The 19,000-nt window shown below is 59.0% G+C and carries 14 protein-coding genes and 1 tRNA gene; 9 read left to right on the top strand and 6 right to left on the bottom strand.

Annotated features, from left to right (window positions below; all coding sequences use genetic code 11):
• The 6 genes from clpX to ACIPLA_RS17085 form a co-directional block, all read left to right on the top strand.
• On the top strand, positions 1–1,115 hold a 1,115-nt coding region (clpX, locus tag ACIPLA_RS17060), incomplete at its 5' end, for an ATP-dependent Clp protease ATP-binding subunit ClpX (protein ID WP_401174392.1).
• Between the two features lie 263 nt (positions 1,116–1,378).
• A complete protein-coding gene (lon, locus tag ACIPLA_RS17065; RefSeq protein WP_008073094.1) occupies positions 1,379–3,775 on the top strand; it encodes an endopeptidase La in 2,397 nt (798 codons plus the stop codon).
• A 149-nt stretch (positions 3,776–3,924) separates the two neighbouring features.
• Positions 3,925–4,197 carry an HU family DNA-binding protein gene (locus tag ACIPLA_RS17070; protein WP_002552737.1) on the top strand — a complete coding sequence of 91 codons (273 nt, stop codon included), beginning with the start codon at positions 3,925–3,927 and terminating at the stop codon, positions 4,195–4,197.
• A 53-nt stretch (positions 4,198–4,250) separates the two neighbouring features.
• Positions 4,251–4,327 (top strand) — tRNA-Asp (locus ACIPLA_RS17075).
• Between the two features lie 102 nt (positions 4,328–4,429).
• Positions 4,430–6,301: a SurA N-terminal domain-containing protein gene (locus ACIPLA_RS17080; RefSeq protein ID WP_401174395.1), complete on the top strand. Its 1,872-nt coding sequence runs from the start codon at positions 4,430–4,432 to the stop codon at positions 6,299–6,301.
• 229 nt (positions 6,302–6,530) lie between these two features.
• Entirely contained in the window at positions 6,531–7,385 is an 855-nt protein-coding gene (locus ACIPLA_RS17085; RefSeq protein WP_401174398.1) for a DUF2242 domain-containing protein, read from the top strand.
• 383 nt (positions 7,386–7,768) lie between these two features.
• On the opposite strand, the gene ACIPLA_RS17090 is transcribed toward ACIPLA_RS17085, so the two are convergent.
• Together ACIPLA_RS17090 and ACIPLA_RS17095 are read right to left on the bottom strand one after the other, a co-directional pair.
• Positions 7,769–8,809, bottom strand: a complete 1,041-nt coding sequence (locus tag ACIPLA_RS17090) for an AraC family transcriptional regulator (RefSeq protein ID WP_192342580.1) — start codon at positions 8,807–8,809, stop codon at positions 7,769–7,771.
• A 4-nt stretch (positions 8,810–8,813) separates the two neighbouring features.
• Complete coding sequence (locus tag ACIPLA_RS17095; protein ID WP_218394385.1) at positions 8,814–9,944, bottom strand: nitrilase-related carbon-nitrogen hydrolase; 1,131 nt, start codon at positions 9,942–9,944, stop codon at positions 8,814–8,816.
• A gap of 208 nt (positions 9,945–10,152) precedes the next feature.
• Here ACIPLA_RS17095 and ACIPLA_RS17100 point away from each other — a divergent pair, with 208 nt between their 5' ends.
• Positions 10,153–12,192, top strand: coding sequence for an NADPH-dependent 2,4-dienoyl-CoA reductase (locus ACIPLA_RS17100; protein WP_218394386.1), 2,040 nt, complete (start codon positions 10,153–10,155; stop codon positions 12,190–12,192).
• Between the two features lie 174 nt (positions 12,193–12,366).
• Entirely contained in the window at positions 12,367–13,299 is a 933-nt protein-coding gene (locus ACIPLA_RS17105) for a 1-aminocyclopropane-1-carboxylate deaminase/D-cysteine desulfhydrase (protein ID WP_401174402.1), read from the top strand.
• Positions 13,300–13,423: 124 nt separating this feature from the next.
• On the opposite strand, the gene ACIPLA_RS17110 is transcribed toward ACIPLA_RS17105, so the two are convergent.
• The 3 genes from ACIPLA_RS17110 to ACIPLA_RS17120 form a co-directional block, all read right to left on the bottom strand.
• Positions 13,424–13,972, bottom strand: a complete 549-nt coding sequence (locus ACIPLA_RS17110) for a cytochrome b (protein WP_401174405.1) — start codon at positions 13,970–13,972, stop codon at positions 13,424–13,426.
• Positions 13,973–14,162: 190 nt separating this feature from the next.
• Complete coding sequence (gene phnX, locus ACIPLA_RS17115; RefSeq protein ID WP_401174407.1) at positions 14,163–14,990, bottom strand: phosphonoacetaldehyde hydrolase; 828 nt, start codon at positions 14,988–14,990, stop codon at positions 14,163–14,165.
• 125 nt (positions 14,991–15,115) lie between these two features.
• Entirely contained in the window at positions 15,116–16,225 is a 1,110-nt protein-coding gene (locus ACIPLA_RS17120; protein WP_401174410.1) for a 2-aminoethylphosphonate--pyruvate transaminase, read from the bottom strand.
• A 113-nt stretch (positions 16,226–16,338) separates the two neighbouring features.
• On the opposite strand from ACIPLA_RS17120, the gene ACIPLA_RS17125 reads away from it, so the two are divergent.
• Positions 16,339–17,202 (top strand): LysR substrate-binding domain-containing protein, encoded by an 864-nt coding sequence (locus ACIPLA_RS17125; protein WP_218394391.1) that lies wholly within the window; start codon positions 16,339–16,341, stop codon positions 17,200–17,202.
• A 152-nt stretch (positions 17,203–17,354) separates the two neighbouring features.
• On the opposite strand, the gene ACIPLA_RS17130 is transcribed toward ACIPLA_RS17125, so the two are convergent.
• Positions 17,355–18,779, bottom strand: coding sequence for a type VI secretion system Vgr family protein (locus ACIPLA_RS17130; RefSeq protein WP_218394392.1), 1,425 nt, complete (start codon positions 18,777–18,779; stop codon positions 17,355–17,357).
• Positions 18,780–19,000: the final 221 nt, after the last annotated feature.

Here is a 19,000-nt window from a genome sequence, read left to right on the forward strand (position 1 = left end):
AGGCCGAAAGCAGCGCGCATAAATTGCCTTCGCCTAAAGAAATCAGCGGCATCCTTGATCAGTACGTGATTGGTCAGGAGCGTGCGAAAAAGGTTCTGGCCGTAGCGGTGTACAACCACTACAAGCGTTTGAACCAGCGTGACAAAAAGAATGACGACGTCGAACTCGGCAAAAGCAACATCTTGCTGATCGGCCCGACAGGCTCGGGTAAAACCCTGCTTGCCGAAACACTGGCCCGCTTGCTGAACGTTCCGTTCACCATCGCCGACGCAACCACCCTCACCGAGGCGGGTTATGTAGGTGAAGATGTCGAGAACATCATTCAGAAGCTGCTGCAGAAGTGCGATTACGATGTAGAAAAAGCCCAGATGGGTATCGTCTACATCGATGAGATCGACAAGATCTCACGTAAATCTGACAACCCGTCGATCACTCGGGACGTTTCCGGTGAAGGCGTGCAGCAGGCCCTGCTCAAGTTGATCGAAGGTACGGTCGCTTCCGTTCCACCTCAAGGTGGTCGCAAGCATCCGCAGCAGGAATTCCTTCAGGTCGACACCCGTAACATCCTGTTCATCTGCGGTGGTGCGTTCTCCGGTCTGGAAAAGGTTATTCAAAACCGTTCCACCAAGGGTGGCATTGGTTTCAACGCGGAAGTGCGCAGCAAGGAAGAAGGCAAGAAAGTCGGTGAGTCCCTGCGTGAAGTCGAGCCTGACGATCTGGTCAAGTTCGGTCTGATCCCGGAGTTCGTTGGTCGTCTGCCGGTACTTGCCACGCTGGACGAGCTTGATGAGGCTGCGTTGATGCAGATTCTCACCGAGCCGAAAAATGCTCTGACCAAGCAGTATGCCAAGCTGTTCGAGATGGAAGGCGTGGACCTGGAATTCCGGGCTGACGCGCTGAAATCGGTCGCCAAGCGTGCCCTGGAACGCAAAACCGGTGCCCGTGGTCTGCGTTCGATTCTCGAAGGTGTATTGCTCGACACTATGTATGAAATCCCCTCGCAATCCGAGGTGAGTAAAGTAGTGATCGATGAAAGCGTTATAGAAGGCAAGTCCAAGCCACTGTATATCTACGAAAACAGTGAGCCGGCTGCCAAGGCAGCGCCAGACGCCTGAGCGTCACACTGCTGAAATAAAGAAGGGGCCTTCGGGCCCCTTTGCTATTGTGGGCGCTGGCTTGTCGGATCGTCCAACCGCTGTGAAGGCAGCATGACATCCGACCTTTTTGGATGTGTCCGGGCCCACGCAGGCGCTACCGTAAGCGGCGATCTTTAAAGTGGTTTTTTTATCCGCTTGTTTTTTTTGAAAACAGCCCCCATCTTGGTTTCAAGCTTACTTCCATCTGTTTACGGCCTTATGGCCGCCGTAGAGGCGAAATCATGAAGACAACCATCGAATTGCCTCTCCTGCCATTGCGTGATGTCGTGGTTTATCCGCACATGGTTATCCCGCTGTTCGTGGGGCGCGAGAAATCCATCGAAGCCCTCGAGGCAGCGATGACGGGCGACAAGCAGATCCTTCTGCTGGCTCAGCGAAATCCTGCTGACGACGATCCCGGTGAAGAAGCACTTTATCGCGTAGGCACCATCGCTACCGTTCTGCAGCTGCTCAAGCTGCCTGACGGCACGGTCAAGGTTCTTGTCGAAGGCGAGCAGCGGGGCGCCGTGGAGCGCTTCAGCGAAGTCGACGGCCACTGCCGTGCCGAAGTTTCGCTGATCGACGAAGTCGACGCGCCTGAGCGCGAGTCGGAAGTGTTTGTCCGCAGCTTGCTGGCTCAATTCGAACAATATGTGCAGCTGGGCAAGAAAGTCCCCGCTGAAGTCCTGTCGTCGCTTAACAGCATCGACGAGCCAGGCCGCCTGGTTGACACCATGGCCGCGCACATGGCCCTGAAAATCGAGCAGAAGCAGGAAATCCTCGAAATCATCGATTTGTCGGCCCGGGTCGAGCACGTTCTGGCGTTGCTGGATGCCGAGATCGATCTGCTGCAAGTCGAAAAACGCATTCGCGGCCGCGTTAAAAAGCAAATGGAGCGCAGCCAGCGCGAGTACTACCTGAATGAGCAGATGAAGGCCATTCAGAAAGAACTGGGCGACAGCGACGAAGGCCACAACGAAATCGAAGAGCTGAAGAAGCGTATCGATGCCGCCGGCCTGCCGAAAGACGCGTTGGCCAAGGCTCAGGCCGAACTGAACAAGCTCAAGCAAATGTCGCCAATGTCCGCGGAAGCGACGGTGGTGCGTTCGTATATCGACTGGCTGGTTCAAGTGCCGTGGAAGGCCCAGAGCAAGGTGCGTCTGGACCTCGCTCGTGCCGAAGACATTCTCGACGCCGACCACTATGGTCTGGAAGAAGTCAAAGAGCGGATCCTCGAATACCTCGCCGTGCAGAAGCGCGTGAAGAAGATTCGTGGTCCGGTGCTGTGCCTGGTCGGTCCTCCCGGGGTGGGTAAAACCTCTCTGGCAGAGTCGATCGCTCACGCCACCAACCGCAAATTCGTGCGCATGGCCCTCGGTGGTGTGCGCGATGAGGCGGAAATTCGTGGTCATCGCCGGACTTATATCGGTTCGATGCCGGGAAGATTGATTCAAAAAATGACAAAGGTGGGCGTCCGCAACCCGCTGTTCCTGCTCGATGAAATCGACAAAATGGGCAGCGACATGCGTGGCGATCCGGCGTCGGCGTTGCTGGAAGTGCTCGACCCCGAGCAGAACCACAACTTCAACGATCACTATCTGGAGGTCGATTACGACCTGTCCGATGTGATGTTCCTGTGCACCTCCAACTCCATGAACATTCCGCCGGCGCTGCTGGACCGGATGGAAGTGATTCGTCTGCCGGGTTACACCGAAGACGAGAAGATCAACATCGCTGTCAAATACCTTTCGCCGAAGCAGATTACGGCCAACGGACTGAAGAAAGGCGAGCTGGAATTCGACGCCGAAGCGATCCGCGACATCATCCGCTACTACACCCGCGAAGCCGGTGTACGTGGGCTGGAGCGCCAGATTGCCAAGGTTTGCCGCAAGGCGGTCAAAGAGCATGCGATGGAAAAACGCTTCTCGGTGAAGGTCACTGCCGACATGCTCGAGCACTTCCTGGGCGTGCGTAAATTCCGCTACGGTCTGGCTGAGTCACAGGATCAGATCGGTCAGGTCACAGGCTTGGCGTGGACTCAGGTGGGGGGCGAATTGCTGACCATCGAAGCCGCGGTCGTTCCGGGTAAAGGCCAGTTGATCAAAACCGGTTCTCTGGGTGACGTGATGGTCGAATCGATCACCGCAGCCCTGACCGTTGTCCGCAGCCGTGCGAAGAGCCTGGGGATTCCTCTGGACTTCCACGAGAAGCGCGACACCCATATCCATATGCCTGAAGGGGCAACGCCGAAAGATGGCCCTAGCGCCGGTGTAGGCATGTGCACGGCCCTGGTGTCAGCATTGACTGGCATTCCTGTACGCGCAGATGTTGCCATGACCGGCGAAATCACCTTGCGTGGTCAGGTGTTGGCGATTGGTGGTTTGAAAGAAAAACTGCTGGCTGCTCACCGTGGTGGAATCAAGACGGTGATCATTCCTGAAGAGAACGTACGCGATCTGAAGGAAATTCCTGACAATATCAAGCAAGATCTACAGATTAAACCAGTTAAATGGATTGACGAGGTCCTGCAAATTGCGCTGCAATACGCGCCGGAGCCCTTGCCGGATGTGGTTCCGGAGATCGTTGCAAAGGATGAAAAACGCGAGACTGACTCTAAGGAAAGAATTAGCACGCATTAGTACGCATTTGCCTGGGGGGCTTGTTGACAGTTTTTTAGAGCCCTTGTTATAAAGCGGCTCTTAAGTGTCTGTAGGCCATTCAGCACTCGTTTTTTTGCTTTCACCAAAAAACTTAGAATCAAACTCAAATAGATATAAGGGGACTTAGAGTGAACAAGTCGGAACTGATTGATGCTATCGCTGCATCCGCTGATATCCCGAAAGCTGCTGCTGGCCGTGCGCTGGACGCTGTAATCGAATCCGTCACTGGCGCTCTCAAGGCTGGCGACTCTGTTGTTCTGGTTGGTTTCGGTACCTTCTCCGTAACCGATCGTCCAGCTCGCATTGGTCGTAACCCACAGACCGGTAAGACGCTGGAAATCGCTGCTGCCAAAAAGCCAGGTTTCAAAGCCGGTAAAGCACTGAAAGAAGCTGTCAACTAAGTTCGATTCAGGTTTTTGCCTATCCGGGTCGGGGTCATTCCTGACTTGGCAGCGGAGCGGTAGTTCAGTCGGTTAGAATACCGGCCTGTCACGCCGGGGGTCGCGGGTTCGAGTCCCGTCCGCTCCGCCAGTTACGAGAAGGCGCATCCTCGGATGCGCCTTTCTTCTATCCGGATTCTACCCACGCTCCACGGTTGCCTAATTTTGAAGTTCAACCGTTTCTGGGGGACGCATGCTGCAGAATATCAGGGACAATTCACAAGGCTGGATTGCCAAGACCATTATCGGGATCATCGTTGTACTGATGGCTTTCACCGGTATCGAGGCCATTTTCCAGGCGACGACCAACAGCCAGGATGCGGCCAAGGTCAATGGTGAAGAAATCAGTCAAAACGAGCTGAACCAGGCGGTCGATATGCAACGCCGTCAGCTCATGCAACAGCTTGGCAAGGATTTCGATGCTTCCTTGCTCGACGAAAAAATGCTGCGCGAATCGGCCCTCAAAGGCCTGATTGATCGCAAACTGCTGCTGCAAGGCGCAGAAAAATCGAAATTCGCTTTCTCCGAAGCGGCTTTGGATCAGGTGATCCTGCAAACGCCTGAATTCCAGGTGGAAGGCAAATTCAACGCCGATCGCTTCGATCAGGTGATCCGTCAACTGGGCTATAGCCGTCTGCAATTTCGCCAGATGCTGGCTCAGGAAATGCTGATCGGTCAGCTACGTGCTGGCTTGGCCGGTAGCGGCTTTGTCACCGATGCACAGGTTCTGGCCTTCGCCCGTCTGGAAAAACAGACCCGCGATTTCGCCACCTTGAACGTCAAGGCAGATCCTGCGGCGGTGAAACTGACTGACGACGAAGTCAAAGCCTACTACGACGAACACGCCAAGGAATTCATGACGCCGGATCAGGTGGTCATCGACTACCTCGAATTGAAGAAGGCGTCCTTCTTTGATCAGGTCAGCGTCAAGGACGAAGACTTGCAAGCGGCGTATCAGAAAGAAACCGCGAACCTGTCCGAGCAACGCCGGGCTGCGCATATTCTGGTCGAAGTGAACGATAAGGTGACCGAGGCGCAAGCCAAGGCCAAAATCGAAGAAGTGCAGGCGCGTCTGGCCAAAGGCGAGAAATTCGAGGCTCTGGCCAAGGAGTTCTCCCAGGATCCAGGCTCGGCGAACAACGGCGGTGACCTCGGTTATGCAGGTCCAGGCGTCTACGATCCAGCGTTTGAAAAAGCCCTGTATTCGTTGGCCAAGGATCAGGTTTCGGAGCCGGTTCGCACTGACTTCGGTTTCCACCTGATCAAGCTGCTGGGCGTTGAAGCCCCTGAAGTGCCGACGTTTGCCAGCCTGAAAGACAAGCTGACCCGCGAGCTGAAAACCCAGCAGGTCGAGCAGCGTTTCGTCGAGGCGACCAAACAATTGGAAGACTCGTCGTTCGAAGCCTCCGATCTGGCCCAGCCGGCACAAGACCTGAAGCTGACTGTCCACACGTCCGCGCCATTCGGCCGGGAAGGTGGCGAAGGAATTGCGGCCAACCGTGCCGTAGTGACCGCTGCGTTCAGTCCTGAAGTGCTGGATGAGGGTGCCAACAGCACCGCCATCGAGCTGGACCCGGAAACCGTGATCGTGCTGCGCGCCAAGGAACACCGCAAGCCTGAGCAACTGCCGCTGGAAAGCGTGGCTGCCAGCATCCGTGCGCAGCTGACCAAGGAGCATGCCAGTGCTGCCGCCAAGACCAAGGCTGATCAACTGATCGTCAGCCTGCGCGATGGCAAGACTGCACTGGACCAGGCGATCGATGGCCAGAACTGGAAAGTGACTCAAGCTGCGACGCGTGCTCAGGAAGGGGTCGACCCGACTGTGCTGCAAGCGCTGTTCCGCATGCCCAAGCCGGTTGCCAAAGACAAGCCGACCTTCAGCAGCGTGACCCTGGCCGATGGTAGCCTGGTGATCGTGCGTCTGAACGGCGTGAACGAAGCTGCGGCGCCGACCGAAGAAGAGAAGGTTCAATACCGTCGCTTCCTCGCCTCGCGCATTGGCCAGCAAGACTTCGCGGCTTACCGAAAACTGTTGGAAAGCGAGGCTGAGATCAAGCGTTTCTGATGCTTGACTGAGCTTTGCGCGACACAAAAACCCCGGCCGTAAGGCTGGGGTTTTTTATGGGTGAAACAAAAATGGCATGAGCTACCCGTCGCCTGCTTATTTACCGCGCGACTTTTTCCTGTCAGTAACAGTCAGTAGACTTGTAACTGTTTCAAGACACCAAACGGTGCGACGCTAAGCATCGATCTGTTGCACAATACGCCCCGAACCGTTTTCCTCAGGATGTTCAATGTTTAAATCAATTCCCATGCGTGTTGTCGGGCTGGCCTTGGTGCTGGCCGCCGCTGCCGGTTGTTCGTCGAAGAAAGCCGCCATCTACGAGCATGAGAACTTCGACGACTCCGGAACGTTCTCGCGCAATTACCCGGTGACCGATGCGCAAACCTGCGAGGCCGCCCGTCGGGCTTTGCTCAGCCAGGGTTACATCATCACCAGCGCCGATCCGAAGCTGGTCAGTGGACACAAGAGCTTCCAGCAGACTGGCGAGACCCACATGGAGATCAGCTTCAGCGTGGTCTGTGCCGATGACGGCAGCGAAGGGCATCACGCGACAATGTTCGCCAACGCCCTGCAGGACCGTTATGCGTTGAAGAAGACCAACAACTCCGCCAGCCTCGGTGTCGGTGTGTTGGGCTCGGTATCGATGCCGATCGGCTCGTCTGACGATTCGATGGTCAAGGTCGCCAGTGAAACCGTGTCCTCGGCCAAGTTCTACGAGCGTTTCTTTGCCTTGGTCGAGTTGTTCCTACCACCGGAGGCGAAGAAGGCGGCACACATTACCGAGAAGCCGAAGACTGATCTGGGTGTGCCCGAAGCCAAGGCTGCGCCGGCTCAGTTGGCGCCGACCTCGACCCCAGCGGCAGAACCTGCGCCTGCTCCAGCGCCGGCAGCCGAACCTGTACCCGCTGAAACCGCTCCAGCCAGTTCGGAGCCTGTTGTGCCACCTGCTGAAACGGCGCCGATTACCCCGGTGCAGAGCAGCGAGCCGACTTCGTCCACCGAAACAGTGGCTCCACCGGCGGATTCAAGCACCATGCCGGCACCGACCGAGCCAATTTCGGCCATGCCTGTCTCCGGCCAGTAATGGGCTGATGTTACGGGATCGGGTCAGACGACTCCGTCCCGCAACACCTTCCAAGTTTGATCCACATCAAGTCGAGCCGTATTCCCACCGCTCGTATCGAAAAAATCCTGTGATAAATTCCTGACCACCTGCTACGTTTTATTGATAGCGACGTAGTGTAATGCCCGCGTCATTTTTCTTTCATGCGGGCACTTTATGCTCAGGGCGCTGGTCATTTATTCAAGCGATTTTTTCAACAAGCGATGGGGGTTTAATAATGGACGATTATCAGGAAGAACTGCTCGAATACCAGGCGTTTGAACTGGACCCGCTGGAACCAGCCGAAGACGCTACCGAGCTTTAGGGGGAGCAGCGGGGAAACTTATTGAGAACGCCCCCTAACCTTACGCGGATTGGCGATGACTGCGGCGAAACTCGCCGGGGGTCTGGCCGTTCCAGCGTTTGAAAGCCCGTTGAAAGGCTTCGGCAGAGGCAAATCCCAGCAGGTAGGCGATTTCCCCGAACGCCAGTTCGGTGTCTCGGATGTAAGTCATGGCGAGGTCGCGGCGCGTGTCGTTGAGAATTGCACGAAATTGCGTGCCTTCCTCGGCGAGTTTGCGACGCAAGGTCCAGGTCGGCAGCTTCAGGCGTGCCGCCACTTCTTCCAGGTCGGGTTCCCGACCACCATTGAGCAACGGCCCCAGTAACTGAGTGATGCGTTCACGCAGGCTGCGGGTGCGTGTCAGTTGCTCCAGTTCCCGTTCACACAATTGCAGCAGGTGCCGCCAGGTACTGGGGCAGTGCTGCGGATTGCGCTGGGCGAGGCTGTCCAGGTTCAGGCGCAGTTGATTCTGTTCGGCGCCAAACTGAATCGGACAATCCCCCAACACGGCGTAGGCCTCGCGGTAATCCGGCGCTTCAAACTCGATCTCGATCCGTTCGGCGCGTAGCGGGGCAGGGCTTACGCTGGACAATTGCTGCAACCAGCCGGCGATGATCGAATCCACCACGAAGCGATTGTAGGCATTGTAGGGACTGATCGAATAGAACCGCAGCCAGGCGCCCTGGGCGTCTTCATGAAAGCTCGATTGGCCGCGATAGTTGGAGCCATACAGCGCTTCAAAGCGTATCAGGCAGCGCGCCGCTTCCCGCACGGTGGGGGCCTGGGCGGCGGTGACTCCGGCCAGGCCGGCCTGGCTCAGACGGCTGAGCTGGCCCATACGCAAACCCAGTGCCGGGTCGTCAGTCAGTTGAATGGCCCCGTGACCCAGGCGCATGTAGCGCGGGATCGAGAGGCGGGCGCCGGCCTCGGCCAGTCGTGCGGCGTCGAGGCCGTACTGTTCGAGCAGCGGTTGTGGGTCCAGGCCATGGCTGCGCACGGCGTCGGCCAGGCTATGGACGAAGCCCACCGACAAATCCCCGAGGCGCATCGGCTGCGGTTTCATCGGCTTACAGCCAGAGGTTCAGCAAACGCGCGCCCCGGGCATCGCCGTCGGCGAATTGTTGCCCGTTGCTGCTGAGGAAACTTTGACCGGCGCTGCCCTTGTCCCAGAACTGACCGCGCAGGAACACGCTCATGCCGGCGATGGTCTGGCTGCCGGACGGTTGGGCAATCAGCGTCAGCCGATGCCAGGCCTGACCTTCGCTGAGTTCGCCAGCCTTGAGACTGACAGAGCTAGGCGTGGACTGGCCTTTGTAGCCGCGCCACGGTTGGTCCCAAGACCCGCGCCCGACGACGAACGCCGGGACCGCCACCAGTTGCGCGCCTTGATCGTCGAGTTTGCGATAGTTTTCCGGATACCAACTGTCGCTGCCGATCAACACGCCCAAGCGTCCGGCCGGTGTGTCGACGACGTTGATCGTGTGTTCGGAATTGGCATCGACGGTGTCGTGACCAGCGAAAGTCGGGTGCATTTGCCGCTGCGGCTGGCCGATCGGCAAACCGTCGCGACCGAACACGACGCTGCTGTTGTACAGGGCACCGCGGCCAATCTTCAGGGTGCCATCGCTGACACTCGGCTCGGGCAACACGATGGAACCCGCCACCAGAGTGATGCGGAATTCTTTCGCCAAGCCGCCGAACAGCGCCTGGTAACTCTTGGCCATTTTCTTGGCTTTCATCCGCAAGTGCGCATCGTCGAGACGGCTACCGCCCTCGGCACTGATCAGGGCGCGGATGAACTGCAACGGGTTGCTCACCGCCAGCCAGTTCATCGCTTCCTTGAGCGTAGTGGCCTGGTACAACTCGTCTTTTTCGCCGCTGATCATCAGCCAGGTGCCGACATGTTCGGGCAGTACGACGATGGTCTTTTCATTCAGCAGGCCCTGATCCTGAGCCTTCTGCAAGTAAGCCGCGAGCTTGCGGTGCAGGCGTTCGGGGCTTTGATAATCGGTGGGGAACAGCTCGGGCTGGATACCCAGCAGATTGCCGCGATCGGCGGGGGTGCCCTGATCGACCGCAAGGCTGATACGCAAATCCGACAGGTAATGACCCACCGGACGGTCCGCGGCCCACATGGCGTAGGTCGTGAGGACGGCGATCAACGCCATGGAGAAGGTCAGGTACAAAAGTTTGCGCATGGGGAAACAGTCAACGGCCGTGTGCAGGGTTCGCGACTAGGGTAGGGCCCATCCCCGCGCTTGCCAAGGGGCGCTGCACATTTGGATCAATAAGTTGTCAGTTACGGTCATTGAGTGACAGCGGTGCGACTCTTAGTCTGTCGAACATGACTGACGGGGCCGAAGAGCTCCTGCATTTTTTCCGTGATCGCTCGTTGTGGAGTTACCGATGGCCGCCGCTCATTACCCGCACCTGTTGGCCCCGCTGGACCTGGGTTTTACCACGTTGCGCAACCGCACCCTGATGGGCTCGATGCACACGGGGCTTGAGGAAAAGCCCGGCGGTTTCGAGCGCATGGCCGCGTACTTCGCCGAGCGTGCCCGTGGTGGCGTTGGCCTGATGGTCACCGGCGGTATCGGCCCGAATGATGAGGGCGGGGTTTATTCCGGCGCGGCCAAGCTGACCACCGAGGAAGAAGCACTCAAACACCTGATCGTCACCCGAGCAGTGCACGAGGCGGGCGGCAAGATCTGCATGCAGATTCTTCATGCCGGGCGTTATGCCTACAGCCCGAAACAAGTGGCCCCGAGCGCGATTCAGGCGCCGATCAACCCGTTCAAGCCTAAAGAGCTGGACGAAGAAGGCATCGAGAAGCAGATCAGCGATTTCGTCACCTGCTCGACCCTGGCGCAAAAAGCCGAGTACGACGGCGTCGAGATCATGGGCTCCGAAGGTTATTTCATTAACCAGTTTCTCGCGGCCCACACCAACCATCGCACTGACCGCTGGGGCGGTGCTTACGAAAACCGCATGCGCCTGCCGGTGGAAATCGTCCGCCGGGTGCGCGAAGCGGTCGGCCCGAACTTCATCATTATCTTCCGCCTGTCGATGCTCGATCTGGTGGAAGGCGGCAGCAGCTGGGAAGAGATCGTGCAATTGGCCAAGGCCATCGAGCAGGCCGGTGCGACGATCATCAACACTGGCATCGGCTGGCACGAAGCGCGGATTCCGACCATCGCCACCAAGGTGCCACGTGCGGCGTTCAGCAAAGTCACGGCCAAGCTGCGTGGCTCGGTCAGTATTCCGCTGATCACCACTAACCGCATCAACACCCCGGAAGTCGCCGAGCAGATTCTGGCCGAAGGCGATGCCGACATGGTGTCCATGGCGCGGCCGTTCCTCGCCGATCCGGATTTCGTCAACAAGGCTGCGGCCGGTCGTGGCGATGAAATCAACACCTGCATCGGTTGCAATCAGGCGTGCCTGGATCACACCTTTGGCGGCAAGTTGACCAGTTGCCTGGTGAACCCACGGGCCTGCCATGAAACCGAACTCAATTACCTGCCGGTGCAGCAGATCAAGAAAATTGCTGTGGTCGGCGCAGGCCCTGCGGGACTGTCTGTCGCGACCGTGGCTGCTGAACGTGGTCATCAGGTGACGTTGTTCGATTCGGCCAGCGAAATCGGCGGCCAGTTCAACATTGCCAAGCGCGTGCCGGGCAAAGAAGAGTTCTTCGAAACCCTGCGCTACTTCAACCGCAAATTGCAGACCACCCACGTCGAACTGTGCCTGAACACCCGTGTGGACGTGGCGCAGCTGGTTGAGGGCGGTTACGACGAAATCATCCTGGCGACCGGCATTGCGCCACGGGTGCCGGCGATACCGGGCGTCGAGCATGCCAAGGTGCTGAGCTACCTGGACGTGATCCTCGAGCGCAAACCGGTGGGCAAGCGCGTCGCGGTGATCGGCGCCGGCGGTATCGGTTTCGACGTGTCGGAATTCCTCGTTCACAAGGGTGTGGCCACCAGTCAGGACCGCGAAGCGTTCTGGAAGGAGTGGGGCATCGATACACACCTGGAAGCGCGCGGCGGCGTTGCGGGTATCAAGGCTGAGCCCCATGCGCCGGCCCGTGAAGTGTTCCTGCTGCAACGCAAGACATCCAAGGTCGGCGATGGCCTGGGCAAGACCACCGGCTGGATTCACCGCACGGGTCTCAAGAACAAGCAGGTGCAGATGCTCAACAGCGTCGAGTACCTGAAGATCGACGATGAAGGCCTGCACATCCGTATCGGTGAAAGCGGCGAACCGCAGGTGCTGCCGGTGGACAACATCGTGATCTGCGCCGGACAGGATCCGTTGCGTGAGTTGCAGGACGGTTTGCTCGCGGCCGGGCAGAACGTGCATTTGATCGGCGGCGCGGACGTGGCGGCGGAGCTGGATGCCAAGCGCGCGATCAACCAGGGTTCGCGGTTGGCGGCTGAGTTGTAATGGAGTAGGCAGGCTTAGCTTGCCAATAGCCTTCGCGGGCAAGCCTCGCTCCTACAGGGTTTCGAGTTAAAGCACCATTGGGTGAGCAACCTGAAACCTGTAGGAGCGAGGCTTGCCCGCGAAGGCGTCCTGTCTGCTGCTAAGATATGGGCTCTTTACCCCGAGCCGGCATCAATGCTTTCCCCACCAACAGACTGGCTACCCCAAGCCCCCCTCGACCCCCTTCACCTCGACTGGCTCACCACCGCCGGCATCGACGTCGCGATCCTTCGTCTGAACCAGATCGACCCGCTGATCAGCGGTAACAAGTGGTTCAAACTCATCGAACATCTCAAAGCCGCTGACCAGAATGGCGCCCAAGGCATCATCAGCCTGGGCGGTGCCCATTCCAACCATCTCCATGCATTGGCCGCTGCAGGCAAACGCTTTGGTTTCACCACGGTCGGACTGCTGCGTGGGCATCCGCAAGACACTCCGACGGTAAAGGACTTGCAGGCATTCGGCATGCACTTGCACTGGTTGGGTTATGGCGGTTATCGCGCGCGACATGAACCGGGCTTCTGGCAGCCATGGCGCGAGCAATACCCCGAACTACATCCAGTGCCGGAAGGTGGCGGCGGCTTGCTTGGAGCGAAGGGCTGCATGCGGCTGAAGGAGATGGCTTGCGAGCAACTGAGTGCTTTGGGGTGGAGCAATTATGATGGCTGGTGGCTGGCCTGCGGAACGGGCACCACCCTGGCCGGTCTGGTTCTGGCCGAGGCGGGCGAACATCCGGTGTATGGCGCGCTGGCGGTGCCTGACGACCATGGCGTGGCGCAGCAGGTCGACATGATTGTGCAGGACGCCGGACTGATCGATCCCGCCTATGAACTGCTGGACGCCAGCCGTGGCGGTTTTGCCAAAGTCGATCCGCCGTTGCTTGCGTTCATCGAGCAGACCGAACAGGCCAGTGGCATTCCTCTCGAACCGCTGTACACCGGCAAAGCGCTGCTGGCGCTCAAGCAGCAAGTCGAGGCGGGTAAATTTGCCCGGGGAACGCGACTGATCTTCGTCCATACCGGCGGCTTGCAGGGCCGCCGGGGGTTCAGTTCACGGCGAGAGGGCTAAATCCTGTAGGAGCGAGGCTTGCCCGCGAAGAATGCACCGCGGCTTTTCAGGTATCACGCGTCATCGTTCTTCGCGGGCAAGCCTCGCTCCTACAGGTTTTGTGTCTTGATTTACCACCCCGAACTCAACCTCGCTTGGGCATCATCCGCAGCAGGGTGTTATCGCGCACCACATAGTGGTGGTAAAGCCCGGCCACGGCGTGCAGTCCGATCAGCCAATAGCCGATCGTCCCGCCGAGCACATGCCAGCCCTCAAGCTGCTTGGCCAGCGGTTTGTTTTCTTCGATCAGCAACGGCAGATCAATGCCATAGAACATCACCTGATGCCCCTCGGCGCTGGTAATCAGCCAGCCCAGAATCGGCATGGTGATCATGAAAATATACAGCGCCCAATGCATCAGTTTGGCGAGCAGGGTCTGCCAGCGTGGCGAGGCGGGGAAGATCTGCGGCGCCGGCCCCAGGCTGCGGGCGAACAGCCGCAACCAGACCAGCACGAACACCGTCAGGCCGAGCATGAAGTGGGCTTCCTTGATCAGCGTCCGGCCGCCACTGCCTTTGGGGAATATCCCGCGCAATTCGATGCAGGCGTAAACCACTAATAGCAGAACCAGCATCAACCAGTGCAGCGCGATCGATACGGTACTGTAGCGTGATTCGGAATTCTTCCAGGGCATACGGTGTTTCCTCACAGGTCTGGTCTGAAGTCACCGTTCTTGTTCGACGGCGTGGGTTAACTGTAATCCTGTTTGAGGGATTTACCTGAGACCAATGGGCTGTTCAATGCTCTGAATCAAGTAATCGACCACAAAAAAGCGTCAGTTCCGTTAAAGGAACTGACGCTTTTTTGTGGGGAGAGGGATGCAATCAGTTGGTTTGCGGCATCTCGCCCTTGGCCAGGCGCTTGTTGATGTCGGCGATCACCTCGGGCAAGTCGGTGAGGGTGTCGATCATGTAGTGCGGCCGCGAGCCTTCGAACATGGCGTGAATGCGCTTGCGTTCGCTGGCCAGTTTATCGCTGCTCAGGGCGCGATAGCCTTCGTAGTCCAGACCCAGCGCGTTGCCGGAGCAAATCAACGCCACGGTCCACATGCCGGCGCGGCGACCTTCGAGAATGCCCGGCACCGTGTCGTCGATCTTCACGCAGGCCGCGACGTCGTCGATGCCCAGGGCAATCACGTTGGCCAGTGCCTGAGCCGGCCATGGGCGTCCGTTGGGCACTTCGTCGGTGGCGACCACGTGATCGGCGACGTAGCCGTTAGTGGCGGCCAGTTCGACGACTTTGTCCATGACCTGTTTCGGGTAGCCGGAGCAGGAGCCGATCTTGATCCCTTGTTGGCGCAGGTTGGCGATGGTGTTCAGGGCGCCCGGAATCAGGGCCGAGTGTTCGGCGATTTTTTCGATCTGCAGCGGCATGAAGCGTTTGTAAATGGCAGTGACGTCATCGTCGGTCGGTGTGCGACCAAACACGTTGCGGTAACGCTCGGCGACTTGCGGCTGATCGCACAGGGTACGAATGTGATCCCATTTGCCCATGCCCATCGGTCCGCGGGCCTCTTCGATGGAAACCTGGACGTCGAACTCGGCGAAGGCTTCGACAAAAATCTGCGTCGGGGCGAAAGAGCCGAAGTCGACCACGGTGCCGGCCCAGTCGAGGATGGCGGCTTGGAGTTTGGTTGGGTTGCTGTAGTTCATGTGAGGTGTCCCTTGTAGGAGCGAGGCTTGCCCGCGAAGAACGATAATTCGGTTTAACTGACGGACCGTGTCGTCTGCATTCGCGGGCAAGCCTCGCTCCTACAGGGACGGCGGTGTCTGTTAATTCAGATGTCGATGACTTCCATCTCGCGCAGCACCTCGGCGACCGCCGCCACCGCGGCGTGCATGTCGGCCTGGTTGACGTGGCCGATGCAGCCGACGCGGAAGGTTTCGACCTGGGTCAGTTTGCCGGGGTAGAGGATGAAACCCTTGGCCTTGACCCGTTCGTAGAATTCCTTGAACTGATAGCGCGGGTCTTTCGGCGCGTGGAAGGTGACGATGATCGGCGCCTGGATCGCGGCGGGCAGGAAGCTGCGCAGCCCCAGTTGGGCCATGTCATCGAGCAGCACCTGGCAATTATTGGCATAGCGCTGATGCCGTGCGGGCAAGCCACCTTCTTCGTTGTATTGCAGCAGCGCTTCGTGCAGCGCCGCGACCACGTGGGTCGGCGGGGTGAAGCGCCATTGGCCGGTCTTGGCCATGTAGGTGTGCTGGTCGAACAAGTCCATTGCCAGTGAGTGCGAATTGCCGGCGGCATTGGCCAGCGCTTCTTTTCGCGCAAAAACGAAGCCCATCCCTGGCACACCTTCCAGGCATTTGCCCGAGGCGGCGATCAGCGCATCGAACGGCACATCTTGGGCGTCGATCGGCAGGGCGCCAAACGAACTCATGGCGTCGATGATCAGGCGTTTGCCGTGTTCCTCGATAACGTGGGCGATTTCAGCCAGCGGGTTGAGGATACCGGTGCTGGTTTCGCAGTGAATCAGCGCGACGTGGGTGATGCTGGCATCGGCCCGCAGCAGGCGGTCGACGTCGACGGCGGTGGTCGGTTCGTCTTCGGCGGTTTCGAAGGTGCTGAACGGGCGGCCGAGCACTTCGCAGATCTTCGCCAGACGCTTGCCGTAGGCGCCATTGATCAGCACCAGAACTTTACCGTTGCGAGGCACCAATGTGCCGATGGCTGCCTCGACCGCGAACGTGCCGCTGCCTTGCAACGGCACGCAGTGATGGCTGTCGTCGCCGTTGATGATTGTCAGCAGTTGTTCGCAGAGGCTGGCGGTCAGTTGGTTGAAGCGGTCATCCCATGAGCCCCAGTCGACCATCATTGCCCGACGGGTGCGGCTCGATGTGGTCAATGGGCCGGGGGTGAGCAGGATGGGCTCGGCAGTACTCATTCTTGTGTCCTCGCAAAAGCTCAGTGGGATGAAGCTACGGGACATAAATTGCAATTCGGTGAGCTATCAATCAAATTGTTTATTGTTATGCCAGCCATCAGTGAGAGTTATTCATGAATCTGTTTCAGCTGCGTGCCTTCGACGCTGTGGCTCGGGAAGGCAGCTTCACCCGCGCCGCCGAGCGCCTGTTTATCAGCCAACCGGCGGTCACCGGGCACATCAAGGCGTTGGAGGAGCACTACCAGATCACCTTGTTGCGACGTACCGCGCGGCGCGTCGAGCTGACGGAAGAGGGCACCAAACTGGCAGCAATCACCCGGGCGATGTTTGGCTTGGCCGAAGAAGCGCAGGTGATGCTGGAGGCCAACCGGCAGCTGCTGACCGGGCGCCTGGAAGTGGCGGCGGACGGGCCGCACATGGTCATGCCGATGCTCGCCAGTTTGCGTGCGCGTTATCCGGGGATCACCGTGAACCTGCGGTTGGGCAATGCTCAGGAAACATTGGCGGCGTTGTTGTCGGAGCATGCCGACGTGGCGGTGCTGACCGAGGTCGAGCCGCGCAAGGGGCTGCACCTGCAAGCGTTGAGCGAGTCGAGGATTTGTGCGTTGGTGCCTGCTGGACATCCGTGGGCGCAGCAGTCGAAAGGGGTGCAGCTCAAGGAGCTGGACCAGGTGATCATGGTCTTGCGTGAACCGAGTTCGATTACCCGACGCACGTTCGACGAGGCATGCGCTCAGGCCAGGGTCAATCCACGGGTGTTACTGGAGTTGGACAGTCGCGAGGCAGTGACCGAGGCCGTGGCCGCAGAATTGGGCGTGGGCGTGGTGTCGTCGGTGGAAGTCAGCCATGACCCGCGGGTGGCGGCGGTGCCGATTATTGGCGAGGGTCTGGTCAATCGGCACATGATCGGGTGCATGGAGCGGCGGCGGGATTTGCGCTTGATCCAGGCGTTTTTTGGGTTGGCGCCTGGCAGATAAACCGAGGTGCGGCCTTCGCGAGCAAGCCCGCTCCCACATTTGATCTTCAGCAGACACAAATTGTGTGTACGACAGAGATCCACTGTGGGAGCGGGCTTGCCCGCGAAGAGGCCGGACCTGCCTACACCAGACTCCCGGTGCGCCGACAAAACTCAAGGGGCGAGATCCGGGCGGTTGACCAGCCAATCGAGTAGCAGACGGCCATCGCGGCGTGGCTCGGAAGCAGGCCGGGAAGACTTTGGATGGCCCATGCCGGCACACAGCACTGGCCGGTCCGGATCGCTGTCGAGAAAACTGATCAGCACGTCGGAGCCGGCCGTGGGCAGCCTGGCCGGATCGATCCGACTGTCCGGCGCCGCGAGGGCGATCGGTAGCCAGAGACCGACGGATTCATCCGCCTCGAACGCCGGCGTCGGCCATAACCTGACCTGTATCCGGCCTTGATCATCGAGTGCCGCCGGTTGCCCGGCGGGGCCGAGTACCCGGGCGATCTGATAGCCCGGGATGCTCGGCTTGATCTGTTTAAGCGCCGGCCTGAAGACCGTTGACCAGGGAATGGCCGTGAACTGATTGCTATAGCGCCGGGCACTGCCGGGCTGATCCTCGGCGAGAATCGAGGGCTGCTGCCCCTGGTGCCGGATATCGGTGAGCAGCCACTGATCGTTGAAACTCGAGAGCGGATGCTGCGCCACTTGCAGGATCCGTCCACTGCGCAGTTCGCTCTGGTTGCTTTGGCCGTGGATCTGCCGTTGCGGGCAACGCAGGCGTTCCAGCCGTCGGCGGCTGAGCTGGTCGTGATGAAGCTGTGCAGGTGCAGGGCGTGCCGTGACCGGGCCCGTTCTGGCGAGCATATGATTAGCCGCTCCATCGCCGACCACCGGCGCGCCGCGGTTTCTGGCTTCCCATCGTGCCGGGGCGGGGACCGGCTCATGGCGCTGGAACAGTTCGCTGATGACCGGCAAGACGGAGTCGTTGAATACGTCGTCCTGGAACGGCATCAACAGTGGCTCCTGGGGGAAACTCAAGCTGTCATCGGCCAGCACCAGTACGTGTCCATCGGGCTGATGTTCGAAGTGATAGTGGATGCCTTCTTCCTCACACAGCCGCTGCAGGAAGGCCAGATCGCTCTCATCGTACTGAATGCAAAAAGGCCGGGGCGGGTAGCCGCCGTTTGCCAGTTCGAAACGATAACTGTGCTCGGGCAACTGATGCTCCTCCAGCAACTGGCGCACGATCGCGGGGACGCTGAGACGATGAAACACTCGACGCAAACTGTGTCGATCCAAGTGTTGCAGATGGGGCGTCAGCACCAGGGAATAGCCGACCCGGTGCGGGCCGCGATGTTCGCGACTGATGCTGTGGATCACGCCGTGAATGCCCTGGTCATCCGCCAGCCGCAAAAACGCCGGTTGTTGTAACCATTGGTCGAGGTGCATCGCCGGAGCGAGGCCGATCACGTCGATGTCGAATCGATAGGGCTGGTTGAGACCTTCACGGCCGCTGAACTGCAACACCTGCAGACTCAAACCGCCGTCGAGCAGTGTCAGGGTAAAGGGGCTTTCCTTGTCGTTGTGCATCGAACGCGCTTCTGCCAGGGAGGATGGGCGCAGAGGGTACGAAACCACAGCCCTGAAGCGTCACCGCAAATCGACTTTTCAGAATCGCCCTACAAACACTGATGAAGATGTCGATTCGTCACGGGGTGAAGATCTTGGAATTTTTGGTCGATTGGCGTCTTTAGGCCGTATAAACTTGCGCAACGCGTCGGCCAATAGATGTCTCGGCGCCACAGATCAAG

The organism is Pseudomonas sp. NPDC086112, from assembly GCF_044746425.1.
Classification (GTDB): domain Bacteria; phylum Pseudomonadota; class Gammaproteobacteria; order Pseudomonadales; family Pseudomonadaceae; genus Aquipseudomonas.

Bases quoted from the DNA above. Each gene is read 5' to 3' on its own strand.
- ACIPLA_RS17110 (WP_401174405.1), bottom strand. From the start codon at position 13,972: ATGCCCTGGAAGAATTCCGAATCACGCTACAGTACCGTATCGATCGCG.
- ACIPLA_RS17095 (WP_218394385.1), bottom strand. From the start codon at position 9,944: ATGCGCAAACTTTTGTACCTGACCTTCTCCATGGCGTTGATCGCCGTC.
- ACIPLA_RS17090 (WP_192342580.1), bottom strand. From the start codon at position 8,809: ATGAAACCGCAGCCGATGCGCCTCGGGGATTTGTCGGTGGGCTTCGTC.
- ACIPLA_RS17125 (WP_218394391.1), top strand. From the start codon at position 16,339: ATGAATCTGTTTCAGCTGCGTGCCTTCGACGCTGTGGCTCGGGAAGGC.
- ACIPLA_RS17130 (WP_218394392.1), bottom strand. From the start codon at position 18,779: ATGCACAACGACAAGGAAAGCCCCTTTACCCTGACACTGCTCGACGGC.
- ACIPLA_RS17120 (WP_401174410.1), bottom strand. From the start codon at position 16,225: ATGAGTACTGCCGAGCCCATCCTGCTCACCCCCGGCCCATTGACCACA.
- ACIPLA_RS17105 (WP_401174402.1), top strand. From the start codon at position 12,367: ATGCTTTCCCCACCAACAGACTGGCTACCCCAAGCCCCCCTCGACCCC.
- ACIPLA_RS17085 (WP_401174398.1), top strand. From the start codon at position 6,531: ATGTTTAAATCAATTCCCATGCGTGTTGTCGGGCTGGCCTTGGTGCTG.
- ACIPLA_RS17100 (WP_218394386.1), top strand. From the start codon at position 10,153: ATGGCCGCCGCTCATTACCCGCACCTGTTGGCCCCGCTGGACCTGGGT.
- phnX (WP_401174407.1), bottom strand. From the start codon at position 14,990: ATGAACTACAGCAACCCAACCAAACTCCAAGCCGCCATCCTCGACTGG.
- ACIPLA_RS17080 (WP_401174395.1), top strand. From the start codon at position 4,430: ATGCTGCAGAATATCAGGGACAATTCACAAGGCTGGATTGCCAAGACC.
- lon (WP_008073094.1), top strand. From the start codon at position 1,379: ATGAAGACAACCATCGAATTGCCTCTCCTGCCATTGCGTGATGTCGTG.